The organism is Bacillus cereus group sp. BfR-BA-01360 (genome assembly GCF_022663595.1).
Taxonomy (GTDB): Bacteria; Bacillota; Bacilli; order Bacillales; family Bacillaceae_G; genus Bacillus_A; species Bacillus_A cytotoxicus.
Genome location: NZ_JAKUFV010000010.1, coordinates 62,194 through 83,072, shown reverse-complemented (window position 1 = coordinate 83,072; position 20,879 = coordinate 62,194). Strand labels below are relative to the sequence as shown.

Sequence of the window (20,879 nt, the reverse complement as noted above, 5' to 3'; positions counted from 1 at the left end):
TCGAAGTTCCGGTACTTACTAGAGATTGATTTTATTGGGAGAGCTAGCCCTCCCCATGCGCAAATTTCATAACTTACACTTTAAGTTATGAAATTTGCGCGACTTAAGAAGCGATCCATTGCTTTTTCGTTTCGGAACTGTTCTTTTTTTCCTTAACAACAAATAAGACTCCACCCAGATTACGGTAGCGCCTACGAGAATTGCTATTGGTTTAATCATTAACAAGTATATCCGTCCCCTTCTTCAACATGTACGAGAAACTCAAAATAAATACGACATTAAATATAATAATAGAAGACCACATATTAAAATGATATTCTTTACTTGCAATTAAATTATAAATGTTATGGACCAAGAAATTAGCGCCTATAATCATTCCACCTAGTATTGAACTAATTAATATGCTCATTAAATAAAACTTGAGCTTCTGAAACATTTTTCATATCCCCCTTTTCTAAACGAAACTTGGTTTAAGTTTTTAGAAAATAATAGCATCCATTTTCTATGTATTATTAAACCTATAGTTTAACTAAGGTTATTTTAAGAAAGCATTACCTATTCAAATGTCCATTTTGTGCACTCACTAATCGCCTTAACACTTAGAAGAACTCAACTATGGAAGTTCTACTTGAGTATATGTTTATATAAAGGCTGATCTTTCCATGTAGTTTTTTATTTTACTCAAGGGGAGTGTGAAAGAAAAAAGTGTATGTTAGTAACGAGATGAAATATACAAGTGCATTTGAGGAGAAACGCCGTCCCATAAATTACGCCATAATATGCTACGAATCACTATAAAGAAAACAAGGATTTAGTATTGCTATGTGATCAACTTGGTCATACCTCAGTCGAGGTTACTAGTATCTATACAAATATTAATAAAGATAAAAAACGTAAGGCTGTTGATCGTTTAGAAAGAAGGCAATTTGAATAATAACTGGTTCATGGGATCCCACCAACCACACGACATAAAACCCACGTTAAGACATTTTCTAGAAAGTGAAAACCCTGATTTTTGTACGCTAAGGAATGTAAAAGCGACTTGGGGGATTCCCGACGGCACTGAAAGCATGAACATCACTTTCTAATTTCAGAAAAATTAAATCAAAAAGGAATTGCTGACGAATTCAAAAAGGCAATGAAAACAGAAATCTCGTATTTTGATAGAGAAGACCTACATGAATATGTACAAGAATCGGCTAAAGAATTAGTGGTTTTATTCCATCAAGACAATAACTGTTCAAAAGCAAGTAACTATTTTTATCTTAGCCATCTAGCAAAAGAACAAAACTTTGAAAAGAAGGCTTTAAAATGAAAAAAGTAATTTTTAGCTTAATTGGATTAACAGCTGCATTCACATTTGCGTTTAATTCTAGCCATGTAACTAATACACAGAAAGCGCTTAGCGAGGACAAAATTGTACAATATGCTCATAGCCATACGGGTGGATAATATGAATGTTATAAAGTGGCCTTTTGGTTGTCTCCAGCGAATCTACTTACCATAAAAAAATTCTTCATTTTTAAATTAGAATCCTTTGAAATTCGATTTACTTTTTCAAGAATATGATTTACATTTATCATTTAATCTCCTATATACATTACAAACCGTTCAAACTTCTCTCCACTCCCAGAAATTTTTCAACACTCTCTAATATTCCTTTTTTATTCACTCCCCCAAACCATAGAGTTTCACCCCCACACGACGAGCTAGCATGCCAAACAAAAAGGAATGGAAGACCAAAAGATAACATCAAAACAAAGAAATAACTAGTTTTTCCTTTCAGGGCATGCCAGTTGACGCAAATTTCGTTATAGGCAGTGATTGTGAATATATTATTCATTTCCCTGCACAAATTCATTTTCGTTATGGATTTTTTGAAATACGATTCTGTTAAGTACAAAAAAGTGCAAAGTTTTTTGAATAAAAGCAAAAAAAAGGTGATTACATTAAACATTTATTACAGTCAAGAATATTTATAAAAATATGAGTATGAAATCAACTTTATGTAATGGCGGAGGACTTGATGTGGATATAACTCAAAGTATGGCCAGAATAGTTGTTAATGGGAAAGACCTTCCTTTTACTTCAGTTAGAACTTCCAGATGGCATATTGGACCTGTGGATGATTTAATTGTTTCAACCAAGCAGAGAGTAGAAGCGTTTTATCAATTTATGTGGTCACGAGTGCCAATGATGATTGTAATGTATTTTCTGCAAGGTGCGGAGTATGTGAGATTTACTCAGATTATTGGAATTAATGAAAGTATAACAGGAGAATATACCTATTATTTCTCTTGGGGATAAAACGAATTTAAAGTAGCGAATTCGCTGCTTTTTTATTTTATAAAGAAATTACCGTAAGGAGGAAGTATGCAAATTGGATCTGGTTGAAAAATATAAGGTCAGTGTTAATACCGTTAAGTCACGGAAAATCAAATACAAATGGGATAGAAAAGAAATTACAATGACAGAAATCGCACATTTAATCGAGAACATGTACCGTCATCATTACACACCTCAAACGATTTCAAATATGACAAAATCTGTTTCTAAACAAGTTAAAACGTTTCATCAACATCCTTTACCTACTCGCTATATATGCGGTGTAGGTAGATGCAACCTATATCACATTACGTCGTGAAACGGTGTCAAAAGAAGCTATTTATATCGCTGTTGGTATTTGTGAAAACGGATCAAAAGAAGTGCTTGCGTACACGATTGCGCCAACTGAATCAGCGTATAACTGGCAAGAGCTTTTAGAAGAACGCAAAGATCGCGTGATGTAAAGGATATTTCAGATGGCTTAAAAGGCATGATAGATGCCATCTCAAACATCCTTCCAAGGTTGGCAAAAAAACGAAATGCACCTGCAGAAAAACCAATCGCATCGCTACATAGTTTAGTAACGCGTAACTCCACTGATATCTTGAATTTTTTTACGCCATCATCAAATTTTTCAACTCCATTCATAACGGAACAATTTAAGATTTGAAGCAATTAACTTCGCCATAAATGGTTGACTTGCTGTTAAAAGGAGAGCCCTGTTGTCTTTTATGATGCGTTCATATTATTCCCACAATGGTTCAAATGGAATAATTCCACCCCAGTTGCATGCAGTAGTTCCGTAAGGCAAGTTACACAAAATCATATCAATTGATTTATTCTTAATTATTTTCATACCTTCCAAGCAGTCCATACTAAATACTCGATTCAACATTTCTATAACCGTACTTTTTATGTAGTTTCTTAGCATTTTATAAAAAACACAAGGAAACTGTCCACTGTCGTTTGCACGCATAAAAATACGTGTTATAATATTTATAAAAAAATCTCCGTTCCACATCCCCGTAAAGATTTAGACGTTGGACTTACACAAGAAATCTTGAAACAAACCGAGCTGAAATAGCCCCCCTGCTTATAAAATGAACGCTAATAAATATTATATATTAATTTTAAATTCATAAAACTAATGGAGGAAACACAAATGAAAAAAGATTATTATGCATTCCCTGCTGTCTTTAAATTTCTTGATAATAAAGAAATTTTAGTAACATTTCCCGATCTGCCAAATGTTATTACAAACGGTTTTAGTCAAGAAGAAGCCTTAAAAATGGCTAGAGATGTATTAGGTGGTTCTTTATCAATAATGGAAGAAGATAATACCCCTATCCCTTCGCCAACCCATATAACAGGTATAACAGATTTAAACGATAATGAGTATGTTTTATTAGTCGATGTCAGAATGCCACCGTATAGAACGACCGACAATGTTAAATTGAAAAAGAAAACATTAACTATCCCAGAATGGATCGACAAAGAAGCTGTAAATAAAAACATCAATCAATCAAAATTGCTTACTGAAGCCTTAAAAGAAACATTAGGTTTCAATGATAATACACACACACCTTAAAGAGGCTGGGACATAACTAGCTTCAATTCGGATTTCTCTATTTTTGATTCTGGTGCAAAAACTATTTGATGAAGACATAGAACCTACATGGTCTGTTCCATTACAGATTATGATGCAACTCCAAACAACTTATGTATGAATTTTACTTCATTTTGGACAGACTTCACCCGTTGGTGAAGTTGTCCCTTTTTCCTCATATGCATCACTTCAATGCCACTCAATATAGAATTGGCTGTTTCATATGACTTGAATCCCAACATAGAACGCACAGGCTTCTTTAATGAAACGATGATCTTGTTCCACTTGAATAGATTTTGCTTTTCCATACTGATTATCATGTCCTGTTTTAGAGTACTAGTCTCAGTATATCCAAGTTTAGAAGATTACTTCCAGGTATTTTAAAGTTTTTGCACCAGAACCACTTATAATATTAATAGGCTAACAGGAAGAAAAAAGATGTTTTAAAAAGATTTTGACATTTTTTATAATCATTGCTCCATTAAAAGAATCAAATTTCGCTTTAACGAAATAATCCCAATTGCTTATTCTAACGATTTGACATTATTAGCTGCTCAAACTCTTGTAACCCTACTTTTTCACCGAATAAAATCTTTTCTAAAGTAAGAGTTAACAAATATGGTATCTTGTTTAACTCGTTATTCGTAAAGTCTAGGTTATTTAACATTACTATAGCTTTGTTACTATCCTTATAACTAATTAAAACTGAATAATAACCTGCCCAATATCCATCGTGAAGAATAATCTTCTTATATTGAGGATGGTTTTCTATTTTCCAACCAAGTCCATATCCCCCGGAATTTTCATGCAAACATGGACAATATCCATTCGCAGCTTCTCCTTTAATGAAAACTGAATCTATAATACTTTCCTTGGTTTGTTCTGATACTAGGTCATTATGATAAATAGCACGCTCCCATTTCAGCATATCATCTACGTTGGACTTTATACCTCCATCACCTTTAACACCATCGAAGAAGTAAACATACTTGTGTTCTTCCATTTCATTTGGAAGCCTATACAAGTCCTGTTCCCAATCATAGATAAAACCTAACGAAAAATTTTCAATGTCGTTATTTAAAAATTGTGAATGTGTTGATGTATTGAACATATTTAAAGGTGTAAATATTCTTTTCTGTAAAAACTCTCCGTACCCCATTTTAGCAACCATTTCTATGATTTCTGCAAGTAATACATAACCAGTATTACAATACTCCCACTTTTCATTCACATGAAATAACACTTCTGGCTTCTCAACTTTCAAAAATTCAACTATATCTTTATTCGTTGCAATTCTATTAGGATTCCAGTTAGCTGGATTTTCAAACCATTCCATGTAATCTGGAAGTCCAGAAGTGTGATTTAACAGATTTTTAATAGTAATGTTTTCATAAGAAAGAAAAGGGAAAAACTTTTTAAGATTATCATCTAGCTCTAGTTTTTTCTCCTCAATTAGTATCATAATTGCCATTGCTGTAAAGCTCTTCGAAATCGAGGCAATTTCGAATACTGCATCAAGAGACTGTTGACTTGAATTATTTCTCTTGCCAATTGCTCTCTTGTAAAATGCTTTACCTTCCTCAGATAATAATATCACCCCGCTAAATAGCCTATTTTGTTCTAAGAAATCTAATACCTTATCTAGCTCTTTACGCTTCAAATTTTGTCCATTCATAATTCGATGACCTCATTTATGATTTTTGTATTTAATATGAGATACATTATTATCAGAGAGGCGTACCTCTTATTGTTGATTATATAAAGTTGATAATATTTAAAAAGTTAACTTCTCTTTTTTATGAAATGATTATTCTACCAAACTACCTCTCATAATAATTATTCCAAATTTTAGAAACTTTAACAATCCCTTTATTCAAGATATAACCGTTTATTGAACAAGAAAAACCCCTGTATATCAACTTAAAATTTTCAGTCAAACCTTATTATAAACGTCGCGACTTTATTTTAAAGCTCCAAAAATAAAATTGTATTCATAAAATTCTTTCTTGTAGAAATATGCAGAAAGAATGGCATTTTGGGATACATTCTTAAAATTAGAGTATACACTGTTAGAAGAAACATTAATGCAAATGGATTTTGGAAAGGTTGCCGCACAAAACATTCCTTATTTTAGAATGTATGCGGCACGTGTACAACAATTGTTACAGAAACGCTATAAAGAGGTTTAAGTGAATAAAAATGAGGTGATAAAGAATAATCATGTTCGGAATTGGGCTGTCAGTTTTGCTGATAGCCTTTTTATTTCTCCAAGTATATCCGTTCCATGAACAAATGTTAGAACAAAGAAATTATGATGAATATGAAATCTGGATCATTATTTGGACATGGGTATGTCTCTATGTTTCGCACCATTTTTTACAGGAAAACACATGGCAATGGGTAGTGAAAATCATTGGTGCAACTTTTTTTACAGACTTTTCAATTGGATGTGTTGGAAAACAAAGTATATATGATTTTCAACACAAAAAGTTTCCATTTCAAAAAAAATGACGTTTCAGATTCGTTTGTAATCGAAAGTTGATAATTTAAAATAAAATTCACCATGTTCAATTTCATCCGGAATATGATTCAATAGTTCCTCGGCTTTGTTATAATGTTCCCTTGCACTTGTGAACTGGTTCTGGTGCAAAAACTTTAAAATTTCCGGGAATAATTTTCCAAACTGACAAACTTTGAAATTCTGGATACGATAGTACATCTCTAAACCGCTTAGGATCTTCCCTTTCATTTTTGATAAATGCTGCAAAACAGTAGATTGAGGTATGTGTAATAGTTCAGTTAACTGTGTTACATTGCAGATTTTATGACGCATTAATTCTTCTACAATTTGTATCCTTACTAGATGTGACATAATTTTCAGTAATTCTGCGTCCTCTTCTGGAATTTTATATGTTTCTTTTTTTATTTTGAATTGTTGTTATTATATTATCTCCTTTTTATTTTCTATTTGAATTTTTTAGGTACCATCAATGTTTTTGTGTAAATGACTTTTTAACCTTTTCAGATAAAACGTCACTTTTGATACAAAAATAACTGTATTTGAAGGTTTGATTTTACGCTTCAAGTTCCTCAAACATCGCTACTAATGCTGCACGTGCCTTATTAAAACCGATGTGGCAACGCGTGGCGAAGCGTTGATTATAGTGCTCAAATTACGAGACTCGGAATCGTTCCATTGACTCTTCATTTTGAAACTGTTCTTTACGCTTTGTGTATTTTTTTACTTTTCCGTATAAAGACACACGTTCATCAACAGTCATAGAGTGTTGTTCACCAGTAGAACCACTAACTAATTAACAATGCTGGTACATTGTAATTCTTATAATAATTAATTAATGATGGGATACCTTCTAAATGCAGATTACCATCAGTAGAAAATGGCGTAACCATTGCAACACTAAAAGAACCAAAAGGATTTTTCATTTTTTACTCCTTTACTATTTGCATTTTGATATGAAATAAAAATATTTATAAATATTCCTCCAGCTGAAAGAATTGGAATTGGAAATCAAAACAATAAGATTACGATTACTTTTTTAAATTCTCCTTCATTAAAAAGGAAATATTTTGCTCATCTTCATTTGATATTTTTTCTAGTTGATTAACAATTAATTCTCGTCTGTGTAATGGTTGGTTTTGACTCAACTTTTCTTTTCCCTCAATTTTGATAATTTTAATTTTGAATCCTTGAATACCTTTGTTCATCCCGGAGAGATAAGTAGTGTCTAGATCTTTTAATTTATATGAACTATTAGGAGCTTCATACTTCAATACCATGTCATGTAAGGAATCCATTAATTCATGTTCATTTTCAATAAATTCGAATTCTCCATAGACATGAACAGTCACATAATTCCATGTGGGTACTGCTTGGTTGGTCTCGTACCAAGAGGGAGAAATATAACAATGCGGCCCATGAAAAATAGCTAAAACTGATTTATTTTCAATATCTTTCCACTGAGGGTTCTGAAGAGCAAAATGACCATATAAATAAGTGTTCTCTTTATTTAAAAGTAGTGGTAGATGTGTTGCAAAAGGTATATCTTCATGCATTGAAACTAATGTTGCAAAGCTGTTTTTATGTATTACATCGTAAGCAACTTTTAGTTCTTTCATTTTAAATATTTTAGGAATGTACATAAAAAATCTCCTTTCAATTTGTATATAAATTTTTTAGTACAACAGGCAAGCGGTTCACAATTATAACAACCTTTGATAAAGATAGTAATATACAAACTGACATATAAAAAGGTACAATTTTTAATAAATATACATGTCAAAGGAGTCAGGAAATGAAAAATACTATTTTTGCTTTTAAAGGCGATTCCCCAAAATATATACAGATCTATGAGCAGTTTAAAGTATTTATTGAACGAGGGGATATATCCGCTGGGGAACAATTGCCGTCGATTCGACAACTTGCAGAATCTCTTCAAGTGAGCCGTAATACGACTTTAATGGCTTATGATCAACTTGTAGCTGAAGGCTACATTCGTGGAGAAGGAAGAAAAGGTTATTTTGCAAATGAAATTGAACCTTTTTTATCTCAAGAAACGTTAATCCATTATGATAAAAAGAAACAAGAATCGTTACTATCTTCTTTTATTGACTTTAAGGCTGGTGCAGTAGATCAAGTAAACTTCCCATTAAAAATATGGCGCAGAATTTCTAATAAGGTGTTAACTTTACAGGAAACTTTTCAATACGGGGAACCCTTTGGGGAGACATGCCTGCGTGAACAAATATCCACATACTTATTCCAATCTCGTGGTGTGAAAACTGAACCGAATGCCATTATTATTGGGGGAAGTACCCAGCAAATGCTTATATATCTTGGACAAATACTTAAGGATGATTTTCAAAGCGTTATAGTTGAGGACCCCGGTTATGATGGTGCTAGAGAAGCTTTTAAATTAAATCGTTTTGCTCTTGAAACTTTACCAGTTTATGAAACAGGTGCTGATTTTTCACAATTAGAACATATGAAATCACGATTAATTTATGTAGCGCCTTCTCATCATAGTCCCTATGGGGTAAGTATGCCTATTCAGCAACGACATTCATTAATTTATTGGGCGAAAAAAAAGCAAGGATATATTATTGAAGACGATTATGATAGTGAATTTCGCTACACGCAACAACCATTTCCAGCTCTTGCTTCTATTGATTCTACAAGGGTAATTTATCTAGGGAATTTCTCAAAGGCATTTCTTCCGGGTATACGCATGAGTTATATGGTATTGCCACAGCCAATTTTAAATCGTTACAAAAATCAATTTCTTCATTTCGAAAGTACCACTTCTATTCTTAGCCAATTTACCATGGCCAAATTTATGGAAGAAGGAGAATGGAACAGTCATATTAAACGAATGCGTATTGTTTATAAAAAGAAGATGCACCACTTAGTATCAGTATTAAAAGAACATTTCAATGAGAATGTATCTATTATTGGTGAACAGTCGGGTTTGTATTTATTAATTAAAGTCCATTTGAACCGTTCAGAAGAATGGTTAATTCAACAAGCCCATTTGTATGGTGTTAAAGTGTATCCGACCACGCTCTACTTTATAAAAAACACATCCAAAAAACCAATTATTAAACTGGGCTTTGGTAATCTTTCTTACGATAAAATTCAGATTGGTGTAGAACTTCTAAAAAAAGCTTGGTTGTAAAAATCCCCCTGTAGTAGTTAGGCGTTTCTAACATCTATGGGGGGAGTTCGCTTTATAAAGATGATAGTTTAAAGATAAGGCTTAAATGATACCGAATTATAATTATTTTTCTCATACAATTCCATTATACAAGTTGCTATTTGTTGGATACCAAGTTCTATTTTCTTTTCATCTACTTGTGAAATGCTTAATCGGATTGCTTTCTGTTTCTTTCTATCTATATACATTCTAGAAGCATTATCGACATAGATATACCTTTCTTGCAATAGATAAATCAATTTATCTACATCTATTTATGAAGGTAAGAAAATGGTCATATAAAAACCCCTCTTGGGTTTTGTAAATGATATACATTTCGGTAAGTATGTTGAACAAGCATTTATTAGCATCTTCATTTTGTTTGTATACAATTGTTTTACTTTTTCTAAATGATAGTTAAACATACCTCTTTTTAAATAAATTTCTAATGCCCCTTGTGAAAGTGCCGATGTATTAAAATCAGTGTCGAATTTGTAACTTACAACGGAATGGATCATTGTTTCAGGAAGTACAACCGTAGCAATGCGTAATCCTGACAAAAATGCCTTTGAAAAGCTCTTAATATATATTTCTTTCATTAGGTTCATAAGTAAACAAAGGATCTGCTTTAGAATCAACATCTAATTCTGCTAAGTAATCATCTTCAACAATGTATACATCATATTTCTCTGCAAGAGTTACGATTCTTTTCTTCTCTTTATTTGAATAGTGATGACCAAGTGGATTATGGAATCTTGGTACGATATAAAAGAATTTTATGTCATTGTTTCAGAATAGAGATTCTAGCCGTTCGAAATCTAATCCATCGTTAAGTCTATTCCTAGTATCTCACATTAATTTAGTTGTAAGGTGTCTATCATGCCAAAATATGTTAGCTGTTCAATTAATATTTTTTCTTTCTATTTGGGAACGGAATATTTGATAATATATGTAACGCTTGTTGTGATCCAGAAGTAATGACAAGTCGCTCAGGTTTCGTGAACACTTGTAAACCCTGTAAATACCTCACCAGCTCTTTTCTTAGCGAATAGAGCCCTTGTTGCTAGCTGTACGTAAATCATTGTGCTTTATAGTGATCAATTGCTTTGTTTATACAATGTTGAAAGTCTTCATATGACATAGACTTTTCATCAGGTCCAGCAGATAAAAAATCAATTTTTTCGTCTGGACTAGGTATTTGATAATCATCAATAAGGGGGACAGCCCATCTAGTTCTTGAAGAATATTCAACATCATGGGCTTTGCTTCATTAAATATTTGATAGAAACGTTGGCTAGTTGCTCCTGTCCAATTGGCAGCTATATATTCTGCTGGATTATATAAATTTTGATGTATTCTTTAACCGTTACATATTTACATTATTGTTAATTGAACGATTTTATTGTTACTTTACATAAAATATGTGTTTAATCATTTTCTTAGAAAGACAATAACCACCTATCATTTTTAGTGATAGATGGTTATTAGAATGTTAAATTCTTTCCGTATTTTCATCTTTATTAAGCACTTCAAATCACGCCCTCAATCCAAAAATATCCCTATTATATACTTTTTTTAAATCAAACTCTTCTAATTCTAATGTCTTCAGTATATTCTTTTTCGTATCTTCTACTTTTTTATTTGACATTAAATAGGAAAATATGTTTTTCAAATCATTTAAAAGATACAAAGGGCTGATCACTGTTTTTATATCTTTCTCATCCGTCAAGGTAGTAAGTAAAAACTCATAGTATTTTATTGACTTCCAATTTATATAATTTTCATCCCTGTTCAATGACTCAACATGTTCCTCATAGTACTTTTTTAATTCACTAATTTTACAGCTTCTATCAATATTTGATGCAGCGCACTAACTGTAGATCGGATTTCATCTACACTATACATTAATGGCTTCTTTATAGAAGATCCCCGTTCAATTACTTCATCATCTAAGTGATGTATATCGAGTGAATGTTTCGTTTTAAGCTTGTCATAAAATGCATTTCTTAAATTAATAATTCCCCTTTCTAATACCGGATTACTCCATTTACAATTTAATTGCGCATCATAAAAATCGTCATATCAGTTTTAACCAAACACACTGAATAGAATCAGAGGCTTGGAACACTTTTATTTTAAGAAAAAGAATTTAAATCATAATGATACATCTTAAAGTCTTTTTCAAATATCTCTTGAACCAACTGAATAGTTTCTGCGTCATAAAAACTATCATAAGTAGGTAATCGTGGAAAAAGAGGCTTGGTAATATCAGCTTCTGCATAAACTCCTTTGTAAATCATCTTACTACCTTGATAATGCCAAGATTTTGATAATAGATCTAATGGTGATTTTTTCAATTTATATTCCTCTTCTAGTTTTGAAATCTCTGTGTTGAAATTTTCTAGATAAATATAGTTTGTAACAAATTCCTCTTCCCCTTGTATGTATTGTTGGGTAAAGTGAGAATCCATTTGATCTAATTGGGTCATGTGTGCTTTTAAATAATACAGAAATAGCTTAAAGGAAATTGGCTTATTGCAGGTTTCGTCACCGTACAGGAATAGGCGAATGGGCTTCCATGCAGGATTCTCAATATTTGGTGGTGGAATCAGAGCAACAAAAGAACTTACTGCTCTTCTATAAGGATTTCTTACTAGTTTGTACGTATTTTTCTCTTTAGTTTGTAAGCCATTAGCTAATCGTATTAAATAATGTGTAGAGTTCTTATATACTTCATGCTCATAGTTATGAATGAACGAGTTGTATTTTATCGCTTCTTTAAATAAATTCATTTGATAAAAAAACCAGTGCGCTAGCGAGGTACAACCACTTTTTTGGCTCCAAAATAAGATTAGGGGAAAATCTTTATGAAAATGAGGTATACGCCCTTGCTTGAGTATAAAATTATATAGTTCTGTATGATTCATTTTGAACCTCCATTCTTATATAGCAAAAACATAAAATATTTTTAATAAGCGATAACTAACTTTAGTCCACTAACACCAATAATGATAGCTAAAAATATTTGAAGAAGTTTAACGGGGATCTTAGTGGAGAATTTACTCCCAAGTATGACACCTGGGATAGAACCAATGAGTAGGTGAATTAATAAAAGATAATCTACGTTTCCTAAATTCATATTTAGTATGCTTGCAACCGTCACTAATAAAAACGCATGTGTAATATCCGTTCCCACTAATTCGGATGGTTCCAGTCGATATAAATATATCATTGCAATAGCGAATAAAGAGCCTGATCCAACAGAAGTAAGCCCCACGATAAAACCGAGTATTGCGCCAATAATAACTGTTAGGTTCTTTTTTTGTTTCATAGTCTGTTTTTGAAAATAATTTTGCCTAGATTCATTATAGAAAAATATTTTTATAAAAATAGAAATTGCCGCAATAATTAAAACATAACCTAATATATATTTTATAATTCCCTCTCGATTATAATGAACAATTGGTAAGACATGAATTGTTACCACTGCGATAACCGCACTAGGGATACTCCCAACAGCTAGATATTTTACTAATCTAAAATTGATGGTCTTCTGTTTCCAGTGTTGGGATATTCCAAACATTTTAGTGATAGAATTATATACTAAATCCGTTCCAACAGCTACAGAAGGACTTATACCTAGTGTTAGAAGAAATGGAGTCAGTAATGCAGCTCCGCCTATCCCTGTTACTCCAACCAATCCTCCTATAATGAAACCCATCATTATAATAGAAATACTCATGATAATTCCCCTTCCATACCGCTGGCTTTTAATAGTGATTGTTTTTTAAAGGGACTCTATGCATAGTGGGAGTATAAGCATATGAGTTAAAAATTAATTTCATTCTTCTTATATCCATATGCTTCAAAATCATCAGTAAATATTTCTGAAACAAGGTTTAGAGCTTCTTCATCATAAAAACTTCGATAGGTTGGTAATGAAGGGAAGTGTTGGTTTGTACTATCATCATCTGCATAGTTTCCTTTATAAATCATTTGATGTGCCCTATGGTGATTGGAGTTTGTAAGGAGTGATATATCAGAAGAAAGTAATCTATATTCTTTCTCCAACTTTGGAACTATTGTATTAAAATTCTCTAATTTTATATTTTGTTTGATAACCTTTTCTTCCCTCTCTATATATTGTTGTGAAACATGTTGATCTAACTGACTGGACTTCGGATCCATATCTTTGACATAATATAAAAATTGCTTAAATGAAATTCCTTTCGAATCATTTTTATCATTATAAAAATATTCTCTAATCTGTTCCCACTGTTTCGAGGCGTAAGGGTTGTCATAAAGGATTAAAAATGAGCTTACAGCTCTTTTATAAGGGTTGCGTACAAGTTTTATGGTATCCTTACTTAGTTTCAAGAGTTACATTTCTAAATCTTTGTAGTAATCAATTTTATTTTTGTATATTTCAGATTCATAGTAAGGAATGAACGGTGCATATTTCATTGCTTCCTCCTATAATCCAATTTGGAAGAAAAACCAATTCGCCAGGGAAATGCAACCGCTTCTGTGACTCCAAAATAAAATTATAAGGAAATCCTTATGGTAGTGTGGAATCCGTTCGCCATATTCAATCAATTCTTTAACATTATCCTTCATTATTTATGATATTTCATACTGGCAATTATAATGAATGCTTAAATACAATGCTAACCACTCATACCAACTTTTTATCTGTTAAGAAACTTTGTAACAAAGCCTCCAGAAATCTAAATCTATATAATATAGATTGAATTTTTTGAAAATATAGTTAAAATGTAAAGAAAGAGGTATTCTTATATATAATGAATAGAGAATAGTACATATTTGTAGCACTTTAGGGAGATGATAGTTGCTAAAAATCAGTGTGCGTAAAGTTGTGGAACGGGCTATAGAACCTCAATCTGAAACTATAGAAAAAAGATTTGACGAATTATTCCTCCTTTACAAAAAAGAAACTGTATTTTAGAATGCACAAAGCGATTTGTTTTGTACAACTAATGAGGGTGGTACTATGGGATCTCTCGTTCTTCTTTGGATAAGGAATCCTTTTTTATTTTACTTTTTTACACTTGGGAGGTAAACGATATGAATAAACCTATTGTATTAACAGGAATTAAACCGACAGGCCATCCCCACCTTGGAAACTATATTGGAGCGATTAAACCAGCATTAGAAATGGCAAAGAATTCAAATCTACAGGGAATGTATTTTATAGCAGACTACCATGCATTAAATGCTATTCAGAATTCAGAATATTTCCGAAACTTTACATATGAAATTGCAGCTGCTTGGTTGGCCCTTGGTCTAGACCCTGAAAATGTAATTTTTTATCGCCAATCCGACATACCAGAGATTTTGGAGTTGCATTGGATTTTATCTTGCCTAACACCAAAAGGATTAATGAATCGCGCCCATGCCTATAAAGGTAAGATTAACAAAAATCGAGAAGAAGGCATAGATATTGATCATGGAATTAACATGGGATTGTATACATATCCCATCCTTATGGCTTCTGATATATTAATGTTTCAATCTAATTTTGTCCCTGTAGGAAAAGATCAAATTCAACATGTAGAAATAGCAAGAGATATAGCCTCATACTTCAATCATACATATGGAGAAACGTTCTCTCTTCCAGAATATATAATACAGGAAAATACAGAAATGCTTCCTGGCCTAGATGGTAGGAAGATGAGTAAAAGTTACGGAAATGTGATTCCATTATTTGAAGACCCATCCAAATTGAAAAAACTCATATTTAAAATTAAGACAGATTCTACACTACCAACAGAACCCAAAGACCATACTACTTCACCGTTATTTGCATTATACAAAGAGTTCGCCACATCAGAAGAAATAGAAAAAATGAAAGAGCACTATCAAACTGGCATAGGGTGGGGACAGGTTAAACAAGAGGTGTTTGATGTAGTAAATCGGGAGCTGGAACAGCCACGTAAGAAGTATCATATGTACATAGAGAATTTAGACTTCTTGCAAAGTATTTTACACAAAGGGGCAAGTCGTGCTAGAGAAAAAGCTACCATACAACTACAACAAATAAAAAGTCGCATAGGGTGTTGAAAATAAAAAAAACAAAAAATTAAAATTAATATACAAAGATAATTCCTCTCAAAAGGATTTGAGCCAATACATAAAACCTACAGAGACAATTACAATGACTCTGTGGGTTTTATAAGAATCTTGAAATGCTAAATACGCAATATGGCTGAACTACGAAAATAGTATGGGTAAATAGCGATACAATCCATTAAAGGTTGTTATTATTGATAACATATTTTAAGTAATTACTTATTATTGTTCTGACTTTTAGTTCCACACTTTTGTCTAATCCTATCCTATTACAGTGTAAGTGGAGTAAACTATTTATAATTGAATAGAGTAGTGTATTATCCGTATTATAAAATTCCAAATACTCAACTGAAAATTTTGATATTTTTCAGATCTTATATTATTTAGTGATACTAATTTACTTTTTTTATTGTCCAGATAAAATTTTTAGAGTCCTTATAAAATCCTGTTTAGTGCAAAATGAAAGTGGTTCTTACGGACTTTTGGTGAATTGCTCTTTTGTGTACTACATTGATATAATAAAAGAAAAGGAGTAAACCATGATGTACCCTATCTCTTGGTTAAGTCCAGTATGGGACACTTATTTGTGATCTACGTTATCATAGACCATTAGCGCTATTACCGAATCGTTCACCTGAAACACTAGCGGAATGGTTGAAACAACCTCCTCACATTCAAGTCGTGAGTTACGATGGTTTTACAAGTTTTCGTCAAGGAATTTCTGACGCAAGTTCTTCTATTCTTCAAGTATATGATCGCTGGTATTTTATTAAAAATGCTAGGAAACATTTAGATACGTTCCTCTTGTCAGCCGTTCCTTCTACTATTACTTGGAATGAAACTTCATCTATTTCCATTGAAACAGCGTTAACAAAAGCAGAAAAAATAAAACTCATACGCCAGAAACGAAAGTGGGACTTGATTCAAGAAATAAAGAAAGCCCATCGCTCCGGGAAATCTATCAATTCCCTAACGAAAGAATATCATTTAAATTGGAGAACGATTAAAAAATACATGAAAATGATGACTCCACCTACTACCAATCGTTGGCGCATCAGTCCAGCTCAAGGGTGTCTTGAATCTATTATGCGTCTTGAAAAAGAGGGAAAAACACTTAAAACGATTGATCCACTTATCCGTAAGAAGGCGGATAACGGCACCTTTTCGGCTGTGTGCACACTTGTTGGAGGGATAAGGCGCACACAGAAACATGCGAATCACCCATCTCCTACCTATCAAATAGCTAGAAAACGTCTTGTCAGATGGTTTTGGATTCATCCCAATCATCTGAATACCTCAGAAAGAAGGGATTGAGAGCGTTGTTTCGAAAAATATCCTAATCTCCAAACTGTTTATGAAGTCATACAAACAAATTTAGAGGGTGCAGTTCATAAGGGGGCTGCTTTTATAATCTTATCTCGCATACACATACCCCCATGTTCCTCCAAACAAATACACGCCGCGTTAAAGTCCATTTGAAGATCAGCGATGAACTTGTGCTAGCTGTTCTTTATCTATTGAATAATCTTCTAATCTGTACAAAATGAAATTTTTGTTCATATTTTCGTCATATTCTTTAAAAATTTCCATCAACTTACAAAATATGACAGCATTTCCTTTTCTTAATTGGTATTATTTAGTATGTCAATTAGGTTATATTACTAAATTGATAGATAACCAATATAGAATAGGAGATGTATTTATGTTAAAAAAATTAGCTATTGGAGCATTAGCGACTGGGATTTTATTACCTGGAGGCATGGCACACGCCGCGTCACCTCAACAAGCGCATAACCCCTTAGAAATTAAACCGCTACTACAATCGTCATTACTCTCAGAACAATATTCTTATAGTTTCTCAAGTTTATCTGATCCTAGACAATTCGGTTACATCTATGTGAATAATGCAGGACATATCACTTTTAATGTTGATCAAAAAACAGTTGATGGTAAAAGAATAACGTACGCCTTCTTAAAAATGGAACCAGATGGTTCTTCTACTATCTTCGGTTCTGGTACGTTTAAAGGTACTGGTTCATTTACTTTTACAACTAATAAGCCAGCTCCCGTAGGAACTTATATGCTGTATGTAAAAAAGGTGGACTCTATACGTTCCTCTGATTCATCAGGAACTATCACATTCACTACACCTTGATAGTCATACACTTCTGTAAACAAGAAATCCTTTGATAGACTCGTCAAGGGATTTCTCTTTTCTAACTCTTCCATAACTATCTTATTCTACAAAATAGCGTTTTGGTTAAAGTTTATTAATATACCTCCACGTTTCATCAATCTTTTGATTCTATATATCCATTATTTGATTATAATTATCTAAACGCTTTTCTAAGTGCTTTAAATCAAGATTTATACAAACAATGTGACCAAGTAAAATGAAGATAATTATCCATAAAAACAATTCCAAGCCCTTCACCTCACCTTCTCCAAAATAAGGATTTTATTAAGATTTCTCTTGCAATAGTTTTGAAATAAATTCATACCGTTTAATCATAAAAGTAAAAAGAATAGATTTTTTTAGTTTACTAAAATACTTTTCAAAATTTTAGGTGTATAATGAATATATATATATAAAGATATACCTAGAAGGGTGATGAAGCTATGTTTATAGTTCTTTTAAAGTATGTGAAACCATTAAATGTCGTTGAAAATTTTCTGCAAGAGCATGTAGATTTCTTAGATAAACATTACAAAAGGAACAGCTTCATTTTTTCTGGACGACGTGATCCTAGAATAGGTGGCGTTATTTTAGTTAACTCAGATGATGAGGTCGCTGTCCAAGAAATACTAATGGAAGATCCTTTTTATAATTTACACCTACTAAATATGCCGACCAGTTTTCACCATTTATTAACAGTTAAACGTGTATATTAAAAGCAGGTCTTGAGCAATCTTTGTTCAAGACCTGCTCTTTCAATTAGTTGCGATAGGTAAGACTTTGAAGTTATCTCCATCTTTTCCCCCGCTTAACACTGTACGTGCGACTTTCATCGCATACAGCGTCCCATCTTATCCTTTTATACTAAAACAACTAGATTACAAACTTTACGGAGCTTGTTTATTTTCTTCAATTGTTTATCGTTCAATTGAAGTATTATCATATATTTTCTAATCATCTCTTCATTTGTGGCGTGTATCAGTCTGTGAACAAATTCATGTACAATAATTAGGTTATTGAACTCGTCAGTTCCTCCCATATCCCTCGGTAGTTTGCGATGGCAGTGTGCATCATCAGCTAGTTGTAGATTTACAATGAAAACTGATCCACTTTTCGCAACGAAAATTGACCCACCTCTAAAACAGAAAATACAATTCTCTCATAGCAAAATGAGAGGAGTTGCAAGTAAGGGGATGATTACAATCGAAAAGTGGACAACCATTCGAGCATTAAAACAAGAAGGACATTCCATTCGATCTATTACCAAATTATTAAGTGTTTCAAGAAATACAGTAAGAAAAGCATTAAAGGCAGAGAAATTCCCTACTTATCAAAGAAAAGAAAAAGAAGATAAGTTAATCGCGCCATTTGAAGAAATCGTTCGAGAATATGTGGGTAAAGGATGAATCGGAACTAGAATTTTTAAAGAATTACAAGCCAAGGGGTATAAAGGTGTAACCGCTAAACTAAAGTGGTTCTTACGCACTTTTGGTGAGGATCTATATGTCCCCATGTAAAGAGATTTGGATGTTTTCCTACAAAGTTATTAACACTCTTTGTGTTAATAGTTTGCTACTCGCACGTCCATACATCATTCGTTTGATTGTTTTAAGTCGATTAATATGTCCTTCTGTTATGCCGTTACTAAATGAAAGAGAACATGCTGCAGTAATTGCTTTTATATCTTTCTCCACATAATTTATAAACGTTCGAATAGCAGGAAATGGAATATCTTTATATGTTATAAGCCAATTTGCTAAGCCTTTAGCTCGTTTTTCACGAACAATAGATGGGAAATCTTGAATCATGCGATGAACTTTTTTCAACTTAGGAAACTCTGTTCGAAATATTTCTGGTATGCTATTTTTCCACTCTTCATATTCCACCTCACTCCATATAGACCGTAAGAGATGTGATCGAGAGACTAGCGATTGCGTTTTTTAAAAGCAAAATCATCAATTCCAATGTTAAATAAGTTTTGGTACGTAGACGGCTCCATTTTATAGAGTAAGCGAAGAAGTGTATCATGACTTGTTTGAAATCCTAGTGATTCCGTCACTTTAGATGCAGTTGTACAGTTTATGGATAGAACAATTTTCTGTAAAATTTCTTGCAAGCGATTCGTTTTTCGTTGATATGATTGAAGCCACGCGAATCGCTCGGTAAATATCCGTGTCGAGCATGCTGGACTATCACAAAAGAATTTCTTTACTTGTAATTGTAAGTGAATAGATGTTTGTTGAATAGCTAAGTCTTGAACAAAACGTGTATAACGACTATGTACTCGTGATGAAATCTTTCCACAAGAAGGGCAGGGGCATGATTTACAGATGGATTTTAGGATATAAACATGAGTGTGGGTCGCTTGAAACGAAGACATAAGTTCAATACCTTCAAATGAAGGAATAACAATATACATAAAATGGAATACTCCTTTTTATCTTACTATACCATTTCTTGTATTCCTTCACCAAAAGTGCGTAAGAACCTCAATTTTGAACATCTTTTTGTAATTTGTTGTCAATCTTTGATGCACTTGCTCTTTAGTCAATCCTTTATTATCTGCTGTCTTTTTAATAAATCCTTTTACTTGAGCAGCCCGTAAATAACGATCTTGATTATCTCGTCTTTTAGGATGCATTTCATCCCCCTCTTTCTCGTAACAGTTTCATTTCTTTTATATAGTGATTGAGATTCTCTAAATTCGAAAATCGTTTAAGCAAGTTTCCGAAGTAAGGCTCGTGTTTTCCGTATTTGCAATTCCAAAGTTTTCGTGACTTATCAAAGTGATTAATGATTAAATGAATGTTTGATTCTAACATGTTGTATTTATAGTATTTAGCTTCTTTATTGAATCCCTTTACTTTCATGTATTCCTTTTTAATCTCTAATAAAGCCTGAATAGCTGTATCGATATTTTGGAGATCAATTTCTGTCTTCATATCTACACTCTTTCAACTTAATAGCGTTT

General features: G+C 32.6%; 20 protein-coding genes and 10 pseudogenes. 14 read left to right on the top strand and 16 right to left on the bottom strand.

The features are described from left to right. Positions 1 to 211 precede the first annotated feature (211 nt). Positions 212 to 436 carry a hypothetical protein gene (locus MR056_RS11640; RefSeq protein ID WP_041809877.1) on the bottom strand — a complete coding sequence of 75 codons (225 nt, stop codon included), beginning with the start codon at positions 434 to 436 and terminating at the stop codon, positions 212 to 214. 290 nt (positions 437 to 726) lie between these two features. On the opposite strand from MR056_RS11640, the pseudogene MR056_RS11635 reads away from it, so the two are divergent. The 5 genes and pseudogenes from MR056_RS11635 to MR056_RS11615 all read left to right on the top strand — a co-directional run. After that, positions 727 to 934, top strand: a pseudogene (locus MR056_RS11635) (tyrosine-type recombinase/integrase); the annotation flags it as partial. 204 nt (positions 935 to 1,138) lie between these two features. Further along, positions 1,139 to 1,315: a hypothetical protein gene (locus MR056_RS11630; RefSeq protein WP_012094793.1), complete on the top strand. Its 177-nt coding sequence runs from the start codon at positions 1,139 to 1,141 to the stop codon at positions 1,313 to 1,315. Then, positions 1,312 to 1,452, top strand: coding sequence for a hypothetical protein (locus tag MR056_RS11625; RefSeq protein ID WP_164468638.1), 141 nt, complete (start codon positions 1,312 to 1,314; stop codon positions 1,450 to 1,452). Before MR056_RS11630 ends, MR056_RS11625 begins: the two co-directional genes overlap by 4 nt. A 534-nt stretch (positions 1,453 to 1,986) precedes the next feature. Beyond that, a complete protein-coding gene (locus tag MR056_RS11620) occupies positions 1,987 to 2,307 on the top strand; it encodes a hypothetical protein (RefSeq protein WP_048723361.1) in 321 nt (106 codons plus the stop codon). Between the two features lie 70 nt (positions 2,308 to 2,377). Continuing rightward, positions 2,378 to 2,848, top strand: a pseudogene (locus MR056_RS11615) (transposase); the annotation flags it as partial. Between the two features lie 117 nt (positions 2,849 to 2,965). Here MR056_RS11615 and MR056_RS11610 read toward each other — a convergent pair. Continuing rightward, positions 2,966 to 3,220: pseudogene (locus MR056_RS11610) on the bottom strand (site-specific DNA-methyltransferase); the annotation flags it as partial. Between the two features lie 267 nt (positions 3,221 to 3,487). On the opposite strand from MR056_RS11610, the gene MR056_RS11605 reads away from it, so the two are divergent. After that, positions 3,488 to 3,913: a type II toxin-antitoxin system HicB family antitoxin gene (locus MR056_RS11605; RefSeq protein ID WP_048723359.1), complete on the top strand. Its 426-nt coding sequence runs from the start codon at positions 3,488 to 3,490 to the stop codon at positions 3,911 to 3,913. A 107-nt stretch (positions 3,914 to 4,020) separates the two neighbouring features. On the opposite strand, the pseudogene MR056_RS11600 reads toward MR056_RS11605, so the two are convergent. After that, positions 4,021 to 4,216: pseudogene (locus MR056_RS11600) on the bottom strand (DDE-type integrase/transposase/recombinase); the annotation flags it as partial. 244 nt (positions 4,217 to 4,460) lie between these two features. Then, positions 4,461 to 5,606, bottom strand: coding sequence for a serine hydrolase domain-containing protein (locus tag MR056_RS11595; protein ID WP_048723357.1), 1,146 nt, complete (start codon positions 5,604 to 5,606; stop codon positions 4,461 to 4,463). A gap of 352 nt (positions 5,607 to 5,958) precedes the next feature. Between MR056_RS11595 and MR056_RS11590 the strand changes: the two genes are divergently transcribed. After that, positions 5,959 to 6,120 carry a hypothetical protein gene (locus tag MR056_RS11590; RefSeq protein WP_012094800.1) on the top strand — a complete coding sequence of 54 codons (162 nt, stop codon included), beginning with the start codon at positions 5,959 to 5,961 and terminating at the stop codon, positions 6,118 to 6,120. 25 nt (positions 6,121 to 6,145) lie between these two features. After that, positions 6,146 to 6,442 carry a hypothetical protein gene (locus MR056_RS22430; protein ID WP_087098957.1) on the top strand — a complete coding sequence of 99 codons (297 nt, stop codon included), beginning with the start codon at positions 6,146 to 6,148 and terminating at the stop codon, positions 6,440 to 6,442. A 172-nt stretch (positions 6,443 to 6,614) separates the two neighbouring features. On the opposite strand, the pseudogene MR056_RS11585 reads toward MR056_RS22430, so the two are convergent. From MR056_RS11585 to MR056_RS11570, 4 genes and pseudogenes are all read right to left on the bottom strand, one after another. After that, positions 6,615 to 6,803: pseudogene (locus MR056_RS11585) on the bottom strand (ArsR family transcriptional regulator); the annotation flags it as partial. Between the two features lie 202 nt (positions 6,804 to 7,005). Continuing rightward, positions 7,006 to 7,179: pseudogene (locus MR056_RS11580) on the bottom strand (IS256 family transposase); the annotation flags it as partial. 58 nt (positions 7,180 to 7,237) lie between these two features. Then, the gene (locus MR056_RS11575; protein WP_162208215.1) at positions 7,238 to 7,375 is read right to left on the bottom strand and encodes a hypothetical protein; all 138 of its coding nucleotides are present in this window, start codon (positions 7,373 to 7,375) and stop codon (positions 7,238 to 7,240) included. Between the two features lie 105 nt (positions 7,376 to 7,480). Beyond that, positions 7,481 to 8,092 carry an FMN-binding negative transcriptional regulator gene (locus tag MR056_RS11570; RefSeq protein ID WP_048723354.1) on the bottom strand — a complete coding sequence of 204 codons (612 nt, stop codon included), beginning with the start codon at positions 8,090 to 8,092 and terminating at the stop codon, positions 7,481 to 7,483. 152 nt (positions 8,093 to 8,244) lie between these two features. Between MR056_RS11570 and pdxR the strand changes: the two genes are divergently transcribed. Continuing rightward, a complete protein-coding gene (gene pdxR, locus MR056_RS11565; protein WP_048723352.1) occupies positions 8,245 to 9,624 on the top strand; it encodes a MocR-like pyridoxine biosynthesis transcription factor PdxR in 1,380 nt (459 codons plus the stop codon). Between the two features lie 1,236 nt (positions 9,625 to 10,860). On the opposite strand, the pseudogene MR056_RS11560 reads toward pdxR, so the two are convergent. The 4 genes and pseudogenes from MR056_RS11560 to MR056_RS11545 all read right to left on the bottom strand — a co-directional run. After that, positions 10,861 to 10,998: pseudogene (locus MR056_RS11560) on the bottom strand (WXG100 family type VII secretion target); the annotation flags it as partial. Positions 10,999 to 11,777: 779 nt separating this feature from the next. Further along, positions 11,778 to 12,569 (bottom strand): sulfotransferase family 2 domain-containing protein, encoded by a 792-nt coding sequence (locus MR056_RS11555; protein WP_048723347.1) that lies wholly within the window; start codon positions 12,567 to 12,569, stop codon positions 11,778 to 11,780. A gap of 41 nt (positions 12,570 to 12,610) precedes the next feature. Next, entirely contained in the window at positions 12,611 to 13,384 is a 774-nt protein-coding gene (locus MR056_RS11550) for a sulfite exporter TauE/SafE family protein (protein ID WP_012094809.1), read from the bottom strand. 86 nt (positions 13,385 to 13,470) lie between these two features. Beyond that, positions 13,471 to 14,259, bottom strand: a pseudogene (locus MR056_RS11545) (sulfotransferase family 2 domain-containing protein). A 468-nt stretch (positions 14,260 to 14,727) separates the two neighbouring features. Between MR056_RS11545 and MR056_RS11540 the strand changes: the two are divergent. From MR056_RS11540 to MR056_RS11525, 4 genes are all read left to right on the top strand, one after another. Then, positions 14,728 to 15,723: a tryptophan--tRNA ligase gene (locus tag MR056_RS11540; protein WP_048723346.1), complete on the top strand. Its 996-nt coding sequence runs from the start codon at positions 14,728 to 14,730 to the stop codon at positions 15,721 to 15,723. A gap of 591 nt (positions 15,724 to 16,314) precedes the next feature. Beyond that, entirely contained in the window at positions 16,315 to 17,046 is a 732-nt protein-coding gene (locus MR056_RS11535) for a transposase (RefSeq protein WP_048723391.1), read from the top strand. Positions 17,047 to 17,434: 388 nt separating this feature from the next. Beyond that, entirely contained in the window at positions 17,435 to 17,887 is a 453-nt protein-coding gene (locus MR056_RS11530; protein WP_087095096.1) for a hypothetical protein, read from the top strand. Positions 17,888 to 18,351: 464 nt separating this feature from the next. Continuing rightward, complete coding sequence (locus MR056_RS11525) at positions 18,352 to 18,624, top strand: YciI family protein (protein WP_235436423.1); 273 nt, start codon at positions 18,352 to 18,354, stop codon at positions 18,622 to 18,624. A gap of 143 nt (positions 18,625 to 18,767) precedes the next feature. Here the strand turns inward: MR056_RS11525 and MR056_RS22425 are convergent. Further along, positions 18,768 to 18,989, bottom strand: a pseudogene (locus MR056_RS22425) (group II intron reverse transcriptase/maturase); the annotation flags it as partial. 13 nt (positions 18,990 to 19,002) lie between these two features. On the opposite strand from MR056_RS22425, the gene MR056_RS11520 reads away from it, so the two are divergent. Further along, entirely contained in the window at positions 19,003 to 19,314 is a 312-nt protein-coding gene (locus MR056_RS11520; RefSeq protein WP_049759257.1) for a helix-turn-helix domain-containing protein, read from the top strand. A 129-nt stretch (positions 19,315 to 19,443) separates the two neighbouring features. On the opposite strand, the pseudogene MR056_RS22885 reads toward MR056_RS11520, so the two are convergent. The 3 genes and pseudogenes from MR056_RS22885 to MR056_RS11500 form a co-directional block, all read right to left on the bottom strand. Further along, a pseudogene (locus MR056_RS22885) lies at positions 19,444 to 20,327 on the bottom strand (transposase). A gap of 48 nt (positions 20,328 to 20,375) precedes the next feature. After that, complete coding sequence (locus MR056_RS11505; RefSeq protein ID WP_164468637.1) at positions 20,376 to 20,549, bottom strand: hypothetical protein; 174 nt, start codon at positions 20,547 to 20,549, stop codon at positions 20,376 to 20,378. Position 20,550: 1 nt separating this feature from the next. Next, entirely contained in the window at positions 20,551 to 20,850 is a 300-nt protein-coding gene (locus MR056_RS11500) for a hypothetical protein (RefSeq protein WP_048723341.1), read from the bottom strand. Positions 20,851 to 20,879 lie beyond the last annotated feature (29 nt).